Origin of the sequence: Dactylosporangium sp. NPDC049525 (assembly GCF_040676755.1) — a bacterium.
Classification (GTDB): domain Bacteria; phylum Actinomycetota; class Actinomycetes; order Mycobacteriales; family Micromonosporaceae; genus Dactylosporangium.
The window spans coordinates 41,171-58,348 of record NZ_JBFAPO010000003.1 but is presented as its reverse complement, the minus strand read 5'-3'; the positions used below and the strand labels follow the sequence as shown (position 1 = coordinate 58,348).

Below are 17,178 nucleotides of genomic sequence, written 5' to 3'. Positions count from 1 at the left end.
CGGCTACTGTTCGCGGCGGTCGGCTTGAGCATGGCGGCGGCGTTCACGTCCGCCTGCAGCAGTCCCCAGGAGGCCGCGCAGGAGCCGGCCGGGGACAGCACCCCGATCAAGGTCGGCCTGGTGTACTCGCAGACGGGTGCCCTGGCCGGCTACGGCAAGCAGTACATCGAGGGTTGGAAGGCGGGCCTCTCCTTCGCCACGAAGGGCACCGGCAAGGTCGGCAACCGGCCCGTCGAGGTCAAGGAGGTCGACGACGCCGGCGACCCGGCCAAGGCCGTCTCCGCCGCCAAGGATCTCATCGGGCAGGGCTACAAGATCATCGCCGGGAGCACCGGCTCGGCCGTCGCCGGGCAGGTCGCGCCCCTCGCCGCGCAGAACAAGGTGCTGTTCGTCTCCGGTCCGGCGGCGTCCGACGCGGTCACCGGCGTCAACAAGTACACCTTCCGCTCCGGCCGTCAGTCCTACCAGGACGTCCTCGCGGCCAAGTCCTACCTGCCCTCACCCACGGGCAAGAAGGTCCTCGTGTTCACCCAGGAGGGCAGCTTCGGCAAGTCCAACGCCGACGCGGTGAAGGCCGTCATCGGCGGCGCCGGCGCCACGGTCGACAACCTGTTCGTGCCGGCCAACGCCACCGAGTTCACCGGCTTCGCCGCGCAGGCCAAGAACGCCAAGGCCGACATGATCTTCGTGGCCTGGGCCGGCACCACCGCCCCGGCCATGTGGCAGGCCCTCGACCAGCAGGGCGTGCTCGGCTCGACGATGGTCGTCACCGGCATCGACCAGCGGGCGTCGTGGGCGACGTTCGGCGCGGCCGGCGGCAAGCTGTCGCTGCTCGCGCACTACTTCGACGGCGCCAGCGACAACGAGGCCACCACCGCGCTGCGCAAGGGCGTCGAGGGCGGCAAGGTCGACCTGTTCCACCCGGACGGCTTCACCGCCGCGCAGATGATCGTGCGGGCGGCCGGCGAGGGCGGCGACGACGTCGACAAGATGGTCACCGCGCTGGAAGGCTGGAGCTTCGACGGCGTCAAGGGCAAGCTGACCGTCCGCAAGGAGGACCACGCCCTGCTCCAGCCGATGTTCCAGGGCAAGTTCTCGGGCACCGGCGCCGAGCTGAAGCCGGAGCTCGTCAAGGCGATCGACCCGGCCGACGCGGCCCCGCCGGTCGTCCAGATGAAGGGCTGAGGGTTGTTCCCCCGAAGCAACGCACGAACGTCAGAGCTTGCGGCCGGGGTGCTTGACGCCCCGGCCACCGGCCTGCTGTCCACCAGGCGGCTGACCTGGAAGATCGGCGAGGTCGCGATCGTCGACCACGTGTCGCTCGACCTGGCCGAGGGTGAGTTCCTCGCCGTGATCGGCCCCAACGGCGCCGGCAAGACGTCACTGTTCAACCTGATCTCCGGGCTGCGCCGGCCGACGGACGGCACGGTCACCCTCGCCGGGCACGACGTCACCCGGCTCGCGCCGCACCGCCGGGCCCGCCGCGGCCTCGGCCGCACCTTCCAGTCCTCGTCGGTGTTCGGGTCGCTGACCGTCGCCGCGAACGTGCGTCTCGCCGTCCAGGCCCGCCGCGGCGGCTCGATCCGCCCGTTCCCGCTGCCCCGTTCGGACAAGGACATCGCCGAGCGCGCGGACCGGGTGCTGTGGCGGGTCGGCCTCGACCACCGGGCCGGCACCCTGGCCGGGACCCTCGCCCACGGCGAGAAGCGGAAGCTGGAGATCGCGCTGCTGCTGGCCGGCGAGCCCAGGGTGCTGCTGCTGGACGAGCCGATGGCCGGCGTCAGCGCCGAGGACGTGCCCGGCCTGGTCGCGCTGATCAAGACGCTGACCCGCGACGAGCGGCGCAGCGTGCTCATGGTGGAGCACCACATGGACGTGGTCCTGGACCTGGCGGACCGGGTCGCGGTCATGCACCACGGGGCGCTGCTCATCTGCGACACCCCGGAGGTCGTCATGGCCGACCGGACCGTCCAGGAGGCGTACCTGGGGGAGAAGCTGTGAGCGGCCAGCGGAGCGGCTCGGGCCGCGAACCAGGGGCGCAGGTTGGCTCGCGGCGGCGCCGGAGCGAAGCGGAGGTGACGCTGTGAGCCCGATTCTGGACATCTCGGATCTGTCGGTGAAGGTGGGCGGGTCGCACATCCTGCAGGGCGTCACGTTCAGCGTGCAGCCGCAGGGCGTCACCGCGCTGCTCGGCCGCAACGGCGTCGGCAAGACCACCACCCTCAAGGCCGTCCTCGGCCTGATGCCGCGCGCGGCCGAGATCACCGGCCGGGTCGGCTACGCCGGCGGGAGCATCCTGCGGCAGCCGACGTTCCGCCTGGTCCGGGACGGCCTCGGCTACGTGCCCGAGGACCGTGGCGTCTTCGCCGGGCTCACCGTCGCGGAGAACCTCCGGCTCGCGGAGCGCGCCGGCAGCACCCCCGACTACGACACCGTGCACGGGCTGTTCCCGGAGCTGCGCAAGCGGGCCCGGCAGCGGGCCGGCACCCTGTCCGGCGGCCAGCAGCAGATGCTGGCGATCGGCCGGGTCCTGCTCAACCCGAACCGGCTGCTGCTCATCGACGAGCCGACGAAGGGCCTCGCCCCGAAGGTCGTCACCGAGGTCGCCGCCGCGCTGGAGGCCGTCGCCGCGGTCGTGCCGATGCTGCTCGTCGAGCAGAACCTGGCGGTCGTGCGGCGCATGGCCCGCCACGCCGTCGTGATCGCCAACGGCCGGGTCGCCTACACCGGCGGCGCGAGCGACCTGCTCGATTACACCGAGAAGACGAAGGCGCTGCTCGGCGTCGGCAAGGGGGACCACGCATGAGCGGGCCGGAGCGTAGCGGAGGAGCCGCGAATCAGGGGCTCAGTTTTGGCTCAGGCCGACGCCGGAGCGAAGCGGAGGTGGCGGCATGAGCACGTTCGTGCTGCTGACGCTGACCGGGCTCGGCCTCGCCGCGCTCTACTTCCTCGTCGCGTCCGGCCTCGCACTCGTCTTCGGGCTCGCCGACGTGCTGAACTTCGCGCACGGGTTGTTCCTGTCCGTCGGCGCGTACGGCACCTGGTGGGCCTCCGGGAACCTGCCCGGCGCCGGGGCGTCCGGCTGGGGCTTCGTCCTCGCCGTCGGCTTCGGCGTCGTCTGCGGCACCGTCGTGGCCGCGCTCGTCGAACTCGTCCTCATCCGGCCGCTGTACTCGCGCACCATCGAACAGGTGCTCGTCACCGTCGGGCTGTCCCTGGCCGGGGTGGCGCTGCTGCAGGCGTCCTGGGGCGCCGACCCGCGGACCTACCCGCGGCCGCAGTGGACGCAGGAGCTCACCGAGGTCGCCGGCGCCCGCGTCCCCAACGACCGGTTCCTGCTCATCGGCGCCGCGGTGATCGTGCTCGGCGGCCTCCTCGCGTTCCTCAAGTACACCCGCATCGGCCTGGTCATCCGGGCCGGCGTCGAGGACCGGTCGATGGTCACCGCGCTCGGCATCGACGTGCGGCGGGCGTTCACGCTCGTCTTCGCGATCGGTGGCGCCGCCGCCGCCCTCGCCGGGGCGCTCGGCGGGATCTACGCCGGCTCGATCTCCCCGACCGGCGGCAGCTCGCTGCTCATCTTCGGGTTCATCGTCGTCGTCATCGGCGGCATGGGCTCCGTCGTCGGCGCCGCCTACGCCGCCGTCGCCGTCGGGCTGCTGCAGCAGTTCGTCAACTACACCTCCCCGGGACTCGGCGACATCTGCGTGGTCGCGCTGCTCGCGATCGTGCTGCTCGTCCGCCCGCAGGGCATCACCGGAAAGGTCGCCACCTCATGATGACGGACACCGCGGTGACCCCTCGCGATCCGAAGACGCGGCCGCGGCGCCGGCCGCACCCGGCCCGCTTCGGCCCGCTGCTCTTCCTGGTCGTGCTCATCGCGCTGCCGTACTGGTCGATCTCCATCCCGGGCGTGTTCGACGCGGCGGTCAACAAGCCCGGCACCCTGCAGCTGCTCGCGCTCTGCCTGGTGTTCGGCGCCCTCGCCACCGGCTACGACCTGCTGTTCGGGCGCACCGGCCTGCTGTCCTTCGGCCACGCGCTCTACTTCGCCGCCGGCGTCTACGGCACCGACGTCCTCGTCACCAAGGCCGGCTTCCCGCTGTGGCAGGCCGTCGTCCTGGCGATCCTCGGCACCGCCACGATCGCGGCGGCGCTCGGCGCGGTCGCGCTGCGGACCAACGGCATCGCGTTCGCCATGGTCACCCTCGCCTTCGCCCAGGTCGGCGCGATCACCATCGGCCGCGACCCGGGCGGCGTCACCGGCGGCGAGGAAGGGCTGCCGATGGACACCACGCACGTGCCGGACGCGCTGGTCGGCGTCACCAACACCGTCAACCTGTACTGGCTCGCCGTCGGCGTCGCCGTCGTCACCGTCCTGATCGTGCACGCGATCGCCGACGCGCCCGCCGGCCGGGTCCTCGCCGCGGTCCGCGACGACGAACGCCGCGTCGGGGTCCTCGGCCTCAACCCGTACCGCTACAAGCTGTTCGCGTTCACCGTCGCCGGCGGCCTGGCCGGCCTGGCGGGCGCCATGTACGCGCTGCTGATCGGCGGCGCCACCCCGCACGTGGCGGCCTCCGACCAGACGCTGACGCTGCTGGTCATGGTGGTCCTCGGCGGCCCCGGCACCCGCTGGGGGCCGCTCATCGGCGGGATGCTCTTCACCTACCTGGACTACCGCCTGGTGTCCTTCGGCCACTCCGACGCCGTGGACAGCCTGCCGGGCGTGCTGAGCGGCCCGCTGTCGCAGCCGCTGTTCGTGCTGGGGACCCTGTTCATCCTCGCGGTGTACTTCTTCCCCGGCGGCCTGGCCGGCCTGCGCACCCGGCTGGGCCCCCTCGCCAGGTGGATCCCCGACCGCCGCTGACGGGATCCACCTGCTCGTCAGGCGCCGATCGGTTCGATGCAGATCGAATCGATCGGCGTCTTTTTTGTGTGGTGGGCGGGCACACGGGGACACCGGTAAATGTATGGATCGCCTCCATGGCCTGGGTGTGGCGCCGGTCATAGCGTTCGCCGCAACGGCGGGCCACATGTGCCCGCCGCCCGCCCACCGCCAGGAGGAGGTGTGTCCCCATTGGACGGTCCAGCCGCATTGACCGCACGCGGCCTCACCCGTGACTTCCGCGGCTTCCGCGCCGTCGACCAGGTCGACCTGACCGTCGCCGCGGGCAGCGTGCACGCGCTCGTCGGACCCAACGGCGCCGGGAAGACGACGCTGTTCAACCTGCTCACCGGATTTCTCGCGCCGACCGCCGGGCGGATCGAGCTCGGCGGCCGCGACATCACCGGGCTGCCGCCGGAGCGGGTCGCCCGGCTCGGCGTCGCCCGGTCCTTCCAGATCACCAGCCTCTTCCCGCAGCAGACCGCACGGACCCACGTCGAACTGGCCCTGCAGAGCGCGACCGGGCTCGGCTGGCGGTTCTGGCGCAGCCACCGGCTCCTCGAACGGTTCTCGGCCCGCGCCGGTGAGCTGCTCGACCTCGTCGGCCTCGGCGACGCGGGGGAGACCCTTGCCGGCAGCCTCGCGTACGGGCGGAAACGGGCCCTGGAACTGGCGATCGCCCTGGCGCTGGATCCGAAGGTGCTGCTGCTGGACGAACCAACCGCCGGCATGGGCCTCGAGGACGTCGACCGCACCGTGGAGCTCATCGCCGCCGTCCGCGACGGCCGCACCGTGGTGCTGGTCGAGCACAACATGCGCGTCGTCGGGCGGCTGGCCGACACCGTCACCGTGCTGCAGGCCGGGAAGGTCCTCGTCGAGGGCCCCTACGAGGAGGTCCGCGCCGACCCGCGGGTCATCGAGGCGTACCTGGGGAGTGCGGATGCTGCGCATTGAGAAGCTGTCGGCCTGGCACGGCGAGGCCCGCGTGCTCAGCGACGTCGACCTGCACGTCGAGCGCGGCGAGGTGGTCACGCTCAGCGGGCGCAACGGCGCCGGCAAGACCACCCTGCTGCGGTGCGTCATGGGGCTGCACACCGGCCAGTCGGGTGCCGTACACCTCGCCGGGGAGGACCTCACGGCCCGCAAGGTCCACCAGCGGGCCCGGCGCGGCCTCGGCTGGGTGCCCGACGACCGCGGCGCCTACGCCACCCTGACCGTCGCCGAACACCTCACCCTGCCCCCGGTGGTCGGCCCCGCCCCGTGGAGCCTGGAGCAGGTCCACGAGGCGTTCCCGGCGCTGTACACCCGCCGCGCCAGTCCCGCCACCAAGCTCTCCGGCGGCGAGCAGCAGATGCTCGCCCTCGCCCGGGTGCTGCGGATGGGCGCGACCGTCCTGCTCTGCGACGAACCCACCGAAGGGCTCTCCCCGCTGCTGGTCCAGCAGGTCGGCGAGATCCTGCGGCGGGCCAAGGACCACGGCGTCACCGTCCTGCTCGTCGAGCAGAACATCCACTTCGCCACCACCGTCGCCGACCGCCACTACCTCCTCGCCGAGGGACGCGTCGTCGGCGAGTTCGACAACACCGACATCCGCTCACGCGAGGCCGAACTCCTCGCCCACCTCGGCATCTAGGGGATATTTCGTGAAAAAGACACTCGCGGCCGGTGCCGTGCTCTGCGTTGCCCTGTCCGGCTGCGGCGGCGGTGGCCCCCGCTCCGGCGGGGACTCGAAACTCACCGGCGACAAGATCGTGCTCGGCGTCCTCAACGACCAGTCCGGCGTGTACGCACAGCTGTCGGGCAAGAACTCTGTCGAGGCCGTGAAGATGGCGATCGAGGACTTCAAGGCCAAGTACGGCGACAAGGCCGTCACCAAGAACATCACGGTGGAGACCGCCGACCACCAGAACAAGCCCGACGTGGCGAACACCCGCGCCGCGGAGATGTACGACCGGCTCGGCGTCGACGCGATCCTCGACGTGCCCACGTCCTCGGCCGCACTGAAGGTCGCCGACGTTGCCAAGGCCCAGAAGAAGCTCTACTTCAACATCTCCGGCGCCACCACCGACCTGACCGGCAAGTCCTGCAACAAGTACACGTTCCACTACGCCTACGACACCGCGATGCTCGCCAACGGCACCGGCACCGCGACCACCCAGGCCGGCGCGAAGAACTGGTACATCGTCTACCCCGACTACGCGTTCGGCCAGGACATGGAGAAGTCGTTCAAGGCCGCGATCGCCAAGGGCGGCGGCGCCGTCGTGGCCAGCGACCCGACCCCGTTCCCGAACGACAACTTCTCCACGTTCCTGCTCAAGGCGCCGACGCTGAACCCGAAGCCCGACGTGCTGGGCACCATGCAGGCCGGCGCCGACCTGGTGAACCTGGTCAAGCAGTACAACGAGTTCAAGCTGCGGGACAAGGGCGTCGGGCTCGCCGTCGGCCTGATGTTCCTCACCGACATCCACTCCCTGACCCCGGACGCCCTCGCGGGCACCACGTTCACCGACGCGTGGTACTGGAACTTCGACGCCGAGAACCGTGCCTGGGCCGACAAGTTCTCCGCCCGCGCCGGCGGGCAGCGGCCCACGTTCGCGCACGCCGCGAACTACTCCGCCGCGACCCAGTACCTGGAGGCGGTGCAGGCGGCCGGCACCGACGACGCCGACGCCGTCGTCAAGCAGCTGGAAGGCAAGAAGGTCAACGACTTCTTCCTCCGCAACGGCGAGTTCCGGGCCGCCGACCACCGGGTGCTGCACGACGCCTACCTCGCCAAGGTGAAGCCGGGCAGCGAGGTCAAGGAACCCTGGGACTACGAGCAGATCGTGAAGACCATCCCGGCCCAGGAGGCGTTCCGCGCCCCGTCGGCAGACTGCAAGCTGTAGTCCGATGGGTTTCCTCACCCACACGTTCAACGGACTGGTCGGGGGCAGCTTCTACGCGTTGCTCGCCCTCGGCCTGGCCGTCATCTTCGGCATGCTGCGGGTGGTCAACTTCGCCCACGGCGCGTTCTACATGCTCGGCGCGTTCGGCGCCTACGTGCTGCTCGCCGAGGCCGGGATCTCCTTCTGGTGGGCGCTGCTCGTCGTGCCCGTGGTGCTCGGCCTGCTCGGCATCCTGCTGGAACGCACGCTGATCCGCCGGCTGTCCACATTGGATCCGCTGTACAACTTCCTGCTCACCTTCGGGCTCACGCTGATGCTGCAGGACGTGGTGAAGTCGCGCTACGGCTCGCAGTCCAACCCCTACGGCGCGCCGCCCGGGCTGCGCGGCACCGTCGACCTCGGGCTGTTCGACTTCCCGGCGTACCGCGTCTTCGTCTTCGGCGTCGCCGTGCTGCTGTGCGCGGGCGTGTGGTGGCTACTGACCCGCACCCGGGTCGGCACGGTCGTGCGGGCGGCCACCGAACGCCCCGAGCTCACCCGGGCCCTCGGCATCGACGTCGGGCGGTGGATCGCGCCCGTGTTCGGCTTCGGGGTGGCCCTCGCCGCGCTCGCCGGGGTCCTCGCCGCGCCGATGCGGGCGGTGAACCCGCTCATGGGCGCCGACCTCATCATCGGCGTCTTCGCCGTCGTCGTCATCGGCGGGCTCGGCTCGGTCTTCGGCTCGGTCGCCGCGGGCTTCGGCATCGGCCTGCTGCAGGCGTGGAGCGAGGCCTACGGCCCGGCGCTGCTCGCACAGACCCTCATCTTCCTGGTCATGGCCCTCGTGCTGCTGTTCCGCCCGGCCGGGCTGTTCGGACGGGAGGAGACCCCGGCATGACGTCGTTGTTGTTGCAACGGGTCAGGACGCCTCGCTGGGCCGGTTGGACCCTGGTCGTGGCCGGCGCCGTCGTGGCGCTGTGGCTGCCCAACGGGCTCTACCCGGCGGTCGCCGTCGACATGCTGTGCTGGGCCCTGTTCGCCGTCGCCATCGACCTGCTGCTCGGCTACGGCGGGCTGCTGTCCTTCGGGCACGCCGCGTTCTGGGGCACCTCGGCCTACACCGCCGGGCTCATCGCCGCGCACCTGGGCGTGCCCTTCCCGGTCGCCGTGCTCGGCGGCGCGCTCGCCGCGGCGGGACTCGCGGTGCCGATCGGCTACCTCGCGGTCAAACGCTCCGGGATCTACTTCGCGATGGTGACCCTGGCCTTCGCGCAGCTGGTGTACTTCGTGGCCAACGAGTGGTCGTCGGTGACCGGCGGCGAGAACGGGCTGCAGAGCGTGCCGCGGGAGCTGTTCGGGCTCGACCTGTCCGACCCGTACTACTTCTACTACGCGGCGCTGCCCCTCGCCGCGCTCGGGATGCTGCTCGCGTGGCGGATCGTGCACTCACCCTTCGGGCGGGTGCTCGTCGCGATCCGGGACAACCCCGCCCGAGCCCGCGCGCTGGGCTACCCGGCACACCGGTACAAACTCCTGGTCTTCGTCCTGTCGGCGTTCGTCGCCGGGCTCGGCGGCGGGCTGTTCGCCGTCGCGCACGGGTTCGTGTCCCTGGACGTCGTGCACTGGACGACGTCGGGCAAGGGCGTGGTGCTCGTCGTGCTCGGCGGCATCGGCACCCTGTGGGGCGGGGTGGTCGGCGCGGCGCTGGTGGTCAACCTGGAGGACCAGCTGTCGCAGGCCGGCTTCACCCTCATCGGCCTCGTCACCGGCGGGATCTTCGTGCTCGTCGTGCTGCTCTTCCGGCGCGGGCTGTGGGGCTCGGCGCTGTGGCTGCTCCGCAAGCGTCTGTGATCACGGGCACATTCTGATACGAGACGGTTCCGTATCGCTTGGCCTTCCCTTACGTTGGTCGAGGATACGGAACTGTTCCGTATCGTATCGCGTTCGCTCACTGGGGGCATGGACACATGGACGCCACCACCGCTCCACCCAACACCGGACATCCTCGACGCTGGGCCATCCTCGGCGTGCTCGTCATCAGCCTGCTCGTCGTCGTGCTGGACAACACCGTCCTCAACGTCGCGATGCGCACGATCGCCGATCCGAAGCACGGCCTGGGCGCGACCCAGAGCGAGCTCGAATGGGCGATCAACTCCTACACCCTGGTCTTCGCCGGCCTGCTCTTCACCGCCGGCATCCTCGCCGACCGGCTCGGCCGGCGGATCTCGCTGACCGTCGGCCTGGCGCTGTTCGGCATCGCGTCGCTCGTCTCGGCCTACTCCGAGACCCCCGGCCAGCTGATCTGGGCCCGCGCCCTGATGGGTCTCGGCGCCGCGGCGGTCATGCCGTCGACCCTGTCGATCATCGCCAACGTCTTCGATCCGCGCGAGCGCGGCAAGGCGATCGGCGTCTGGGCCGGCGCCGTCGGTCTCGGCGTCGCGATCGGCCCGATCGTCGGTGGCCTGCTCCTCGAGCACTTCTGGTGGGGTTCCGTCTTCCTGATCAACGTCCCGATCGTGGTTGCCGGCGTGATCATGGTCAGCGTGCTCGTCCCCGAGTCGAAGGACCCGAAGCCGGGCCGCATCGACTTCGTCGGCGTGATCCTGTCGATCATCGGGCTGACCCTGCTCACCTACGGCGTCATCGAGGGCGGCGAGTCCGGCTTCGGCGAGCCGAAGTCGTGGGGCGCGCTGGTCGCCTCCGTGGTCGTCCTCGCCGCGTTCGTGCTCTACGAGCGCCGCGTCGAGTTCCCGTCGCTGGACGTGCGGCTCTTCGCCAACCGTCAGTTCTCGGCCTCCACCGCGATGATCGGCCTGGTCTTCTTCGCCGCCATGGGCGCCATGTTCACCAGCGCGTTCTACCTGCAGCTGGTGCGCGGCTACGGTCCCCTGGCCTCCGGCGCGCTGTTCGTGCCGTTCGCGCTCGGCCAGCTGGTCTTCGCCCCGCGCAGCGCCGCGATGGTGAAGCGCTACGGCCCCAAGGCGGTCAGCACCACCGGCCTGCTCATGGTCGCGGCCGGCCTGGCCGGCTGGATCTTCATCGGTGCCTCGACCCCGATCTGGGTCGTCGGCGCGCTGTTCTTCATCATGGGCGTCGGCATGGCCAACGTGATGCCGCCCGCGACAGAGGCGATCATGGCCGCGCTGCCCCGGGAGAAGGCCGGCGTCGGATCGGCCGTCAGCAACACCATCCGCCAGATCGGCGGCGCCCTGGGCGTGGCCGCGCTCGGCGCCGTCATCAGCTCCTACTACCGCAGCGGCGTCGAGTCCTCCACGACCGGCCTGCCGGCCGCCGCGAAGCACGTCGCGGACGAGTCGATCTCCGGTGCGTACGGCGTGGCGGCGAACGCAGGGCCCGCCGGGCAGGCGCTGATCCAGCACGCGAACGACGCCTTCATCACCGCGATGCACTACTCGGCGATCGGCTCCGCGGTCTTCGCGGTCCTCGGTGCCGCCGTCGCGTTCGTCTGGCTGCCCGGCAAGCGCCCGGCCTCCGCCCCCGCGCCCACGGTCGCGGAGAGCGTCGCCGAGGAGCAGGGCGTCGAGCTGGTAGACGTGTGATGACCGGCGAACCAGCCGTGTGTGGCTTCCAGGTGAGAACTCGGCAACAATGGAAGCCATGACGACGGCGAGCGTGGATGTGGTGGCCGACCAGGACCGTAAGGGTCCCGGTCGGCCCCGCAGCGCCCGCGCGGACGAGGCCATCATCGACGCGGTCATGGAGCTGCTCAGCAGCGGTCAGAGCGCCGACGCGATCTCGATCGAGGCGGTCGCTGCGAAGGCAGGGGTGGGCAAGGCGACGATCTATCGCCGCTGGCCCAACAAGGAGGCGCTGCTCATCGACGCCGTCACGGCGATGAAGGGCCCGCCGCCGGAGCTTGCCGGGGAGTCCGTCCGCGGCGACCTGGTGACCCTGATCTCCGGGATGCGCACCAAGCGCATGGACCACTACGGCAAGGTCACCGCCTGCCTGCTGCCCCAGCTCGCCAAGGGCGAGGAGATGCACCGGGTCTACCAGGGCGTCATCGAGCCCCGCCGGGACGTGATGCGGGCCGTGCTGCGGCGCGGCATGGCTAGCGGCGAGCTGCGGGCCGACCTCGACATCGAGCTGACCCTGCTCATGCTGTCGGGGCCGACCCTGGCGCAGAACATCCTGCGCTGGAACCCGAATGTGGCCGACGAGCAGTTCGCCGAGCGCCTCGTGGACGCGGTGCTGCGCGGCGCCCACGCCTGAGGTTCCCCTCCGGCTGTCCTCGGGCCTTTTCTCGGACATGTCGGCCGGCTGACGCCGACCGACATGTCCGAAATTTCGATATATCGCTGCGCCTGGTTCAGGCGCGCAGGCGATGCAGGCGCAGGGCCAGCTGGACCTCCAGGGCCCGCTCCGGCTTCTGCCAGTCGGCGCCGAGCAGCTGGCCGATGCGTTCGAGGCGCTGCGTCACCGTGTTCACGTGGACGTGCAGCAGCTCCGCGGCGCGGGCCAGGCTGCCGCCGACGCCGAAGTACGCCTCGAGCGTCTTGACCAGAGCGGTGCCGCGGCGCACGTCGTAGTCGACGACGGGGCCGATGGTGGAGCCCAGGAACTGCTCGACGTCACGGTCCCGGCCGTCCGGGGCGGAGCCGAGCAGCAGCCCGACGAAGCCCAGCTCGGCGGTGCTGGCACCGGCGCCGCCCCGGCCGAGGGCCGCGAGGGCGATGACGCACCGGTCCGCGTCGCGGTAGGCCGCGGCGATGCCGGCCGGCCCGGTCGCGGGCCCGCCGGCGCCGGCGGTGACCGGCCGGCCGAGGAGCTTGCCGAGGTCGCGGGCGACCGTGCGGGCCAGGGGACCGGCCGCCTCACCGGGCAGCAGCAGCACCACGTGGCCGTCCCGGGCGGCGGCGAGGCCACCGCGGGCCTGCGCGTAGGTCTGCGCCCACGACACCGCGCGCTGCCGGGCCGAGCCGGCGGCGACGGCGTCCTCGCCGACGGCCACGACGACGTTCGGGGCGTCCAGGTCGACGCCGAGCCGTTTCGCGCGGGTGCGCAGGGACTCGGCGTCGCGGACGGGCCGGGTGATGACGTCGTCGAGCAGCTCGCCGCGGACCCGGCCCTCGGCGTCGGCGACGGTGCGGCGGAAGAGCTGCAGCAGGGCGGTGACGACCGCGGCCCGCTCCAGGATGCGCTGGTCGGCGTCGACCAGGGGACGGTCGGGGCGCAGCACCAGCGCGCCCAGGTTCTCGGCGCCGGCGACGACCGCGGCGACCCACAGCGGGCCGCGGCGCACGCTGCGGCCCTCGGTCCGGGAGGCGGCGAGGGCCTCGGCGATGGCGCTGGCGTCGGGGGCCTCGAGGGCGCCGACGCTGGCCTGTTGCCGGCCGTCGGCGTCCAGGACCAGCAGCGCGCCGCCGAGGACCTCGGTGACCACCTCGGCGATGTCCTCGACGCCGGCGCCGCGCAGCACGAGGGCCGTCATGCGGTCGTGGGCGGCGGCGGCGCGTTCGACGGAGTCGCTGTGGGCGCGGACCATGCCGTTGGCCGCCGACAGCTCCTCCAGGGCCGCCTGGGTCTCGCCGAGCAGCCGGGCGGTGTCGATCGCGACGGCGGCGTTCGCGGCCAGGGACACCAGCAGCGACACCTCCTCGCGGGCGAACGGGCGGGCGGAGCGGTTCGCCGCGTACAGCACGCCGATGATGCGCGAGCCGAGCCGCAGCGGCACGCCCAGGATCGCGACGAGACCCTCCTCGCCGACGCCCGCGTCGATGTCGCCGGTGTGCCGGAAGCGGGCGTCCTCGGGGTAGTTGGCCGTCACGTACGGGCTGCCGGTCTGCGCGACGAGGCCACCGAGCCCGGCGCCCATCGGCAGGCGCAGCGCCTGGAACTTGGCCGAGATCGAGCCGTCGGTGACCCGCATGTAAGTGTCGCCGCGCTGCTCGTCGTTGAGCGTCATGTACGCCACGTCGGCGCCGAGCAGGGTTCGGGCCCGGTGCACGATGGCGGCGAGGACGGCGTCGACGTCGCGCAGGCCGGCGAGGTCGCTGGCGGTGTCGAACAGCCCGGAGAGCTCCTCCTCGCGGCGGCGGCGGCGTTCCAGCAGCGCCCGGACCCGCAGGGCGACGAGCTTGGCCTGTTCGAGCTCGGCGAGGCGGTCCGGCGGCAGGCCGGCGTTGCGCGCGGCGACGAGCGGGCCCTCGAACTCGACCGCGGCGGCCTCCCGCGCGAGCAGCTCCAGGTACTCCAGCATCGTCACGCTCCCATTGTGCTGGTGCCGGTGGTGCTGGTGACGGTCAGTGCGCTGTCCAGCCGCCGTCGATCGCCACCGACGCGCCGGTGATGAAGGAGGCCGCGTCGGTGCACAGGTAGGCGACCAGCTCCGCCACCTCCGTCGGCTCGATCAGCCGCTTGATCGCCGCGCTGGTGAGCATGATCTTCTCCACCACCTCGTCCTCGTCGATGCCGTGGGTGGCGGCCTGGGCCGCGATCTGGCCCTCGACGAGCGGGGTCCGCACGTAGGACGGGTTGATGCAGTTGCTGGTGACGCCGTGCGGGGCGCCTTCCAGGGCGACGGTCTTGGACAGGCCCTCCAGGGCGTGCTTGGCCGTCACGTACGCGGCCTTGAACGGCGAGGCCCGCAGGCCGTGCACGGAGGAGATGTTGACGACGCGGCCCCAGCCCTTCGCGTACATGTGCGGCAGGACCCGCCGGGCGAGGCGGAACGGCGCCTCGACCATGACGGTCTGGATGTAGGCGAACCGCTCCGGCGGGAAGTCCTCCAGGGGCGCCACGTGCTGCAGGCCGGCGTTGTTGACCAGCACGTCGGCCTGCCAGTGCTCCTCCAGCCGGCGCTCGGCGTCAGCGAGGTCGGAGAGGTCGGCGACCACCGGTACCACATCCAGCTCGTCGGCCAGGAGCTTGAGGGGTTCGGCGTCCCGGTCGACGGCGACCACCCTGGCACCGGCGGCGGCCAGGCGCACGGCGACGCCCCGGCCGATGCCGCTGCCGGCGCCCGTCACCAGTGCGGTCCGGCCACGCAGGTCCAGGGCGACCACCTGGTGCGGCGGAACGGGATGTGGCGTCGTCATGGCGGGAAACGTACGAGCCTTCGCGCGTGCGTCCCATGGGGTCCGCCCACATACCTTCGCCGGACTCGGTGTGTGTGTCGTGTTCCCGGTCCGCGCGGCGCGTCGGCTAGTGTGTCGAACACACGTTTGAGGGGGTCTGGGTGCGCGTGCTGGGGGTCGACCCGGGGCTGACCCGCTGCGGCGTCGGCGTGGTCGAGGGCGTGCCCGGCCGGCCGTGCACGCTCGTGCACTACGAGGTGGTCACCAGCGACCCGGACACGGACCTGGCGCACCGGCTGCTCAACCTGGACCAGCGGCTCACCGCCCTCGTCGCCGAGCACCGCCCCGAGTCCGTCGCGGTGGAGCGGGTCTTCAGCCAGCACAACGTGCGCACCGTCATGGGCACGGCGCAGGCGGGCGCGGTCGCGATCCTCGTCGCCGCCCGGGCCGGCCTGCCGGTGCAGACCTACACCCCCAGCGAGGTCAAGGCCGCCGTCAGCGGCAACGGCGCCGCGGACAAGGCACAGGTCACGGCGATGGTGACCAGGCTGCTGCGGCTGCAGGTCGCGCCCCGGCCCGCCGATGCCGCCGACGCCCTGGCTCTGGCAATCTGTCATGTCTGGAGGGGCGGCACCCGGGACCGCATCCAGGCGGCACTGAGGAGAGCACGATGATCGCGAGTGTGCGGGGGCGGGTCGCCGCCGTGTCGCCCGACGGGGCGGTGATCGAGGTCGGCGGGGTCGGCCTCGCCGTGCAGTGCTCCCCGCACACGCTGGCCGAGCTGCGGGTCGGGCAGGAGGCCCGGCTGTCCACGTCGCTGATCGTGCGCGAGGACTCCCTGACGCTCTACGGGTTCGCCGACGACGACGCGCGGCGGCTGTTCGAGCTGCTGCAGACCGCGACCGGGGTCGGGCCGAGGCTGGCGCAGGCGGTGCTCGCCGTGCACACCCCGGAGGTGGTGCGCCGCGCCATCGCCGGCAACGACACCTCGACGCTGACCCGGGTCCCCGGCATCGGCAAGAAGGGCGCCGAGCGCCTCGTCCTCGAACTGCGCGACAAGATCGGCGCGCTGCCCGGCGACGGCGCGGCCCTCGTCGGGGTCGGCGCCGGCGCGGCCTGGGCCGAGCAGGTCCGCCAGGCGCTCACCGGCCTCGGCTGGACCGCGGGCCAGGCCGACCAGGCCGTCGCCGCCGTCGCCGAGCAGCTCGACGGCGGCACCGTGCCGCCGGTGCCGGTGCTGCTCAAGCAGGCGATCCGCATGCTGGGCACCATCCGGTGACCGACCCTCTCGTGAGTGCGTACGCGGCGGAGGAGGACCAGGCCGCCGAGCAGAGCGTGCGCCCGAAGCGGCTCGCCGAGCTCATCGGTCAGCACCGGGTCCGGGAGCAGCTGGACCTGCTGCTGCAGAGCGCGCTGCGCCGCGGCAGCCCACCGGATCACATCCTGCTGTCCGGCCCGCCGGGCCTGGGCAAGACGACCCTCGCCATGATCGTCGCCGCGGAGCTGTCCGCCGGCCTGCGGATGACCAGCGGCCCGGCGATCGAGCGCGCGGGGGATCTCGCCGCGGTGCTCACCAGCCTGTCCGAGGGCGACGTGCTGTTCATCGACGAGATCCACCGCATCGCGAAGCCGGCCGAGGAGCTGCTGTACAGCGCGATGGAGGACTTCCGGGTCGACGTCGTCGTCGGCAAGGGCCCCGGCGCGACCGCGATCCCCCTGGACGTCGAGCCGTTCACGCTGGTCGGTGCGACGACCCGCAGCGGCCTGCTGACCGGCCCGATGCGGGACCGCTTCGGGTTCGTCGGTCAGCTGGAGTTCTACGACCCGGACGAGCTGGAGCTGATCATCGCCCGGTCGGCGCGGATCCTCGACGTGCCGATCACCGACGAGGGGTCCGTGGAGATCGGGCGGCGCTCCCGCGGCACGCCCCGCATCGCCAACCGGCTGCTGCGCCGGGTCCGCGACTATGCCGAGGTGCGCGGCACCGGCGTGGTCGACCTGGCCGCGGCCAAGGCCGCCCTCGCGGTCTACGACGTCGACGAGCTCGGCCTGGACCGCCTCGACCGGGCGGTGCTGCGGGCGCTGATCCGCCAGGGCGGGGGACCGGTCGGGCTGTCCACCCTCGCGGTGGCCGTCGGCGAGCAACCCGACACCGTCGAAGAGGTCTGTGAACCTTTCCTGCTGCGCACCGGGCTGCTGGCGCGTACACCGCGTGGGCGAGTGGCCACGCCGAGCGCATGGCGCCACCTCGGACTGCCGGTTCCCGCTGGTACCGTCGGTGGCGGGAGCCACGCAGGGGGAACATCGTCGCAAATGCCCGATCTTTTCAGCTTGGAGCCGTAGCGTCCCAAGCTGTCGTGATCGGACCGTGATAGATGCCGGTCTGCGT

General features: G+C 72.0%; 17 protein-coding genes. 15 read left to right on the top strand and 2 right to left on the bottom strand.

Annotated elements, in window-relative coordinates; all coding sequences use genetic code 11:
- Positions 1-30: 30 nt before the first annotated feature.
- The 12 genes from AB0K00_RS06930 to AB0K00_RS06875 all read left to right on the top strand — a co-directional run bounded on the left by AB0K00_RS06930 (position 31) and on the right by AB0K00_RS06875 (position 11,985).
- The gene (locus AB0K00_RS06930; RefSeq protein WP_363517622.1) at positions 31-1,185 is read left to right on the top strand and encodes a substrate-binding domain-containing protein; all 1,155 of its coding nucleotides are present in this window, start codon (positions 31-33) and stop codon (positions 1,183-1,185) included.
- Positions 1,186-1,257: 72 nt separating this feature from the next.
- The gene (locus tag AB0K00_RS06925; protein WP_363517620.1) at positions 1,258-2,001 is read left to right on the top strand and encodes an ABC transporter ATP-binding protein; all 744 of its coding nucleotides are present in this window, start codon (positions 1,258-1,260) and stop codon (positions 1,999-2,001) included.
- Between the two features lie 82 nt (positions 2,002-2,083).
- Positions 2,084-2,806, top strand: coding sequence for an ATP-binding cassette domain-containing protein (locus tag AB0K00_RS06920; protein ID WP_363516582.1), 723 nt, complete (start codon positions 2,084-2,086; stop codon positions 2,804-2,806).
- An 85-nt stretch (positions 2,807-2,891) separates the two neighbouring features.
- Entirely contained in the window at positions 2,892-3,779 is an 888-nt protein-coding gene (locus AB0K00_RS06915) for a branched-chain amino acid ABC transporter permease (RefSeq protein WP_363516579.1), read from the top strand.
- Entirely contained in the window at positions 3,776-4,870 is a 1,095-nt protein-coding gene (locus AB0K00_RS06910) for a branched-chain amino acid ABC transporter permease (RefSeq protein ID WP_363516576.1), read from the top strand. Before AB0K00_RS06915 ends, AB0K00_RS06910 begins: the two co-directional genes overlap by 4 nt.
- A 210-nt stretch (positions 4,871-5,080) precedes the next feature.
- Positions 5,081-5,842 carry an ABC transporter ATP-binding protein gene (locus AB0K00_RS06905; protein WP_363517617.1) on the top strand — a complete coding sequence of 254 codons (762 nt, stop codon included), beginning with the start codon at positions 5,081-5,083 and terminating at the stop codon, positions 5,840-5,842.
- Entirely contained in the window at positions 5,829-6,521 is a 693-nt protein-coding gene (locus AB0K00_RS06900; protein WP_363516573.1) for an ABC transporter ATP-binding protein, read from the top strand. The genes AB0K00_RS06905 and AB0K00_RS06900 overlap by 14 nt, the downstream gene beginning before the upstream one ends.
- Positions 6,522-6,531: 10 nt before the next feature.
- Positions 6,532-7,773, top strand: a complete 1,242-nt coding sequence (locus tag AB0K00_RS06895) for an ABC transporter substrate-binding protein (RefSeq protein WP_363516570.1) — start codon at positions 6,532-6,534, stop codon at positions 7,771-7,773.
- A gap of 4 nt (positions 7,774-7,777) precedes the next feature.
- Positions 7,778-8,650, top strand: coding sequence for a branched-chain amino acid ABC transporter permease (locus AB0K00_RS06890; protein ID WP_363516567.1), 873 nt, complete (start codon positions 7,778-7,780; stop codon positions 8,648-8,650).
- A complete protein-coding gene (locus AB0K00_RS06885; RefSeq protein WP_363516564.1) occupies positions 8,647-9,603 on the top strand; it encodes a branched-chain amino acid ABC transporter permease in 957 nt (318 codons plus the stop codon). Before AB0K00_RS06890 ends, AB0K00_RS06885 begins: the two co-directional genes overlap by 4 nt.
- A 116-nt stretch (positions 9,604-9,719) precedes the next feature.
- Positions 9,720-11,312 (top strand): MFS transporter, encoded by a 1,593-nt coding sequence (locus AB0K00_RS06880; protein WP_363516561.1) that lies wholly within the window; start codon positions 9,720-9,722, stop codon positions 11,310-11,312.
- Between the two features lie 58 nt (positions 11,313-11,370).
- Positions 11,371-11,985, top strand: a complete 615-nt coding sequence (locus AB0K00_RS06875; protein WP_363516558.1) for a TetR/AcrR family transcriptional regulator — start codon at positions 11,371-11,373, stop codon at positions 11,983-11,985.
- Between the two features lie 97 nt (positions 11,986-12,082).
- Here AB0K00_RS06875 and AB0K00_RS06870 read toward each other — a convergent pair whose 3' ends face one another.
- Both AB0K00_RS06870 and AB0K00_RS06865 read right to left on the bottom strand, forming a co-directional pair.
- Entirely contained in the window at positions 12,083-13,972 is a 1,890-nt protein-coding gene (locus tag AB0K00_RS06870) for a helix-turn-helix domain-containing protein (RefSeq protein ID WP_363517614.1), read from the bottom strand.
- Between the two features lie 43 nt (positions 13,973-14,015).
- Positions 14,016-14,810, bottom strand: a complete 795-nt coding sequence (locus AB0K00_RS06865; protein WP_363516555.1) for a 3-hydroxybutyrate dehydrogenase — start codon at positions 14,808-14,810, stop codon at positions 14,016-14,018.
- Positions 14,811-14,950: 140 nt separating this feature from the next.
- Between AB0K00_RS06865 and ruvC the strand changes: the two genes are divergently transcribed.
- The 3 genes from ruvC to ruvB are packed head-to-tail and all read left to right on the top strand — an operon-like array spanning position 14,951 to position 17,132.
- Positions 14,951-15,463, top strand: coding sequence for a crossover junction endodeoxyribonuclease RuvC (gene ruvC, locus AB0K00_RS06860; RefSeq protein ID WP_363516552.1), 513 nt, complete (start codon positions 14,951-14,953; stop codon positions 15,461-15,463).
- Positions 15,460-16,068, top strand: a complete 609-nt coding sequence (ruvA, locus tag AB0K00_RS06855) for a Holliday junction branch migration protein RuvA (protein ID WP_363516549.1) — start codon at positions 15,460-15,462, stop codon at positions 16,066-16,068. Before ruvC ends, ruvA begins: the two co-directional genes overlap by 4 nt.
- Complete coding sequence (gene ruvB / locus AB0K00_RS06850) at positions 16,065-17,132, top strand: Holliday junction branch migration DNA helicase RuvB (protein ID WP_363516546.1); 1,068 nt, start codon at positions 16,065-16,067, stop codon at positions 17,130-17,132. The genes ruvA and ruvB overlap by 4 nt, the downstream gene beginning before the upstream one ends.
- Positions 17,133-17,178 lie beyond the last annotated feature (46 nt).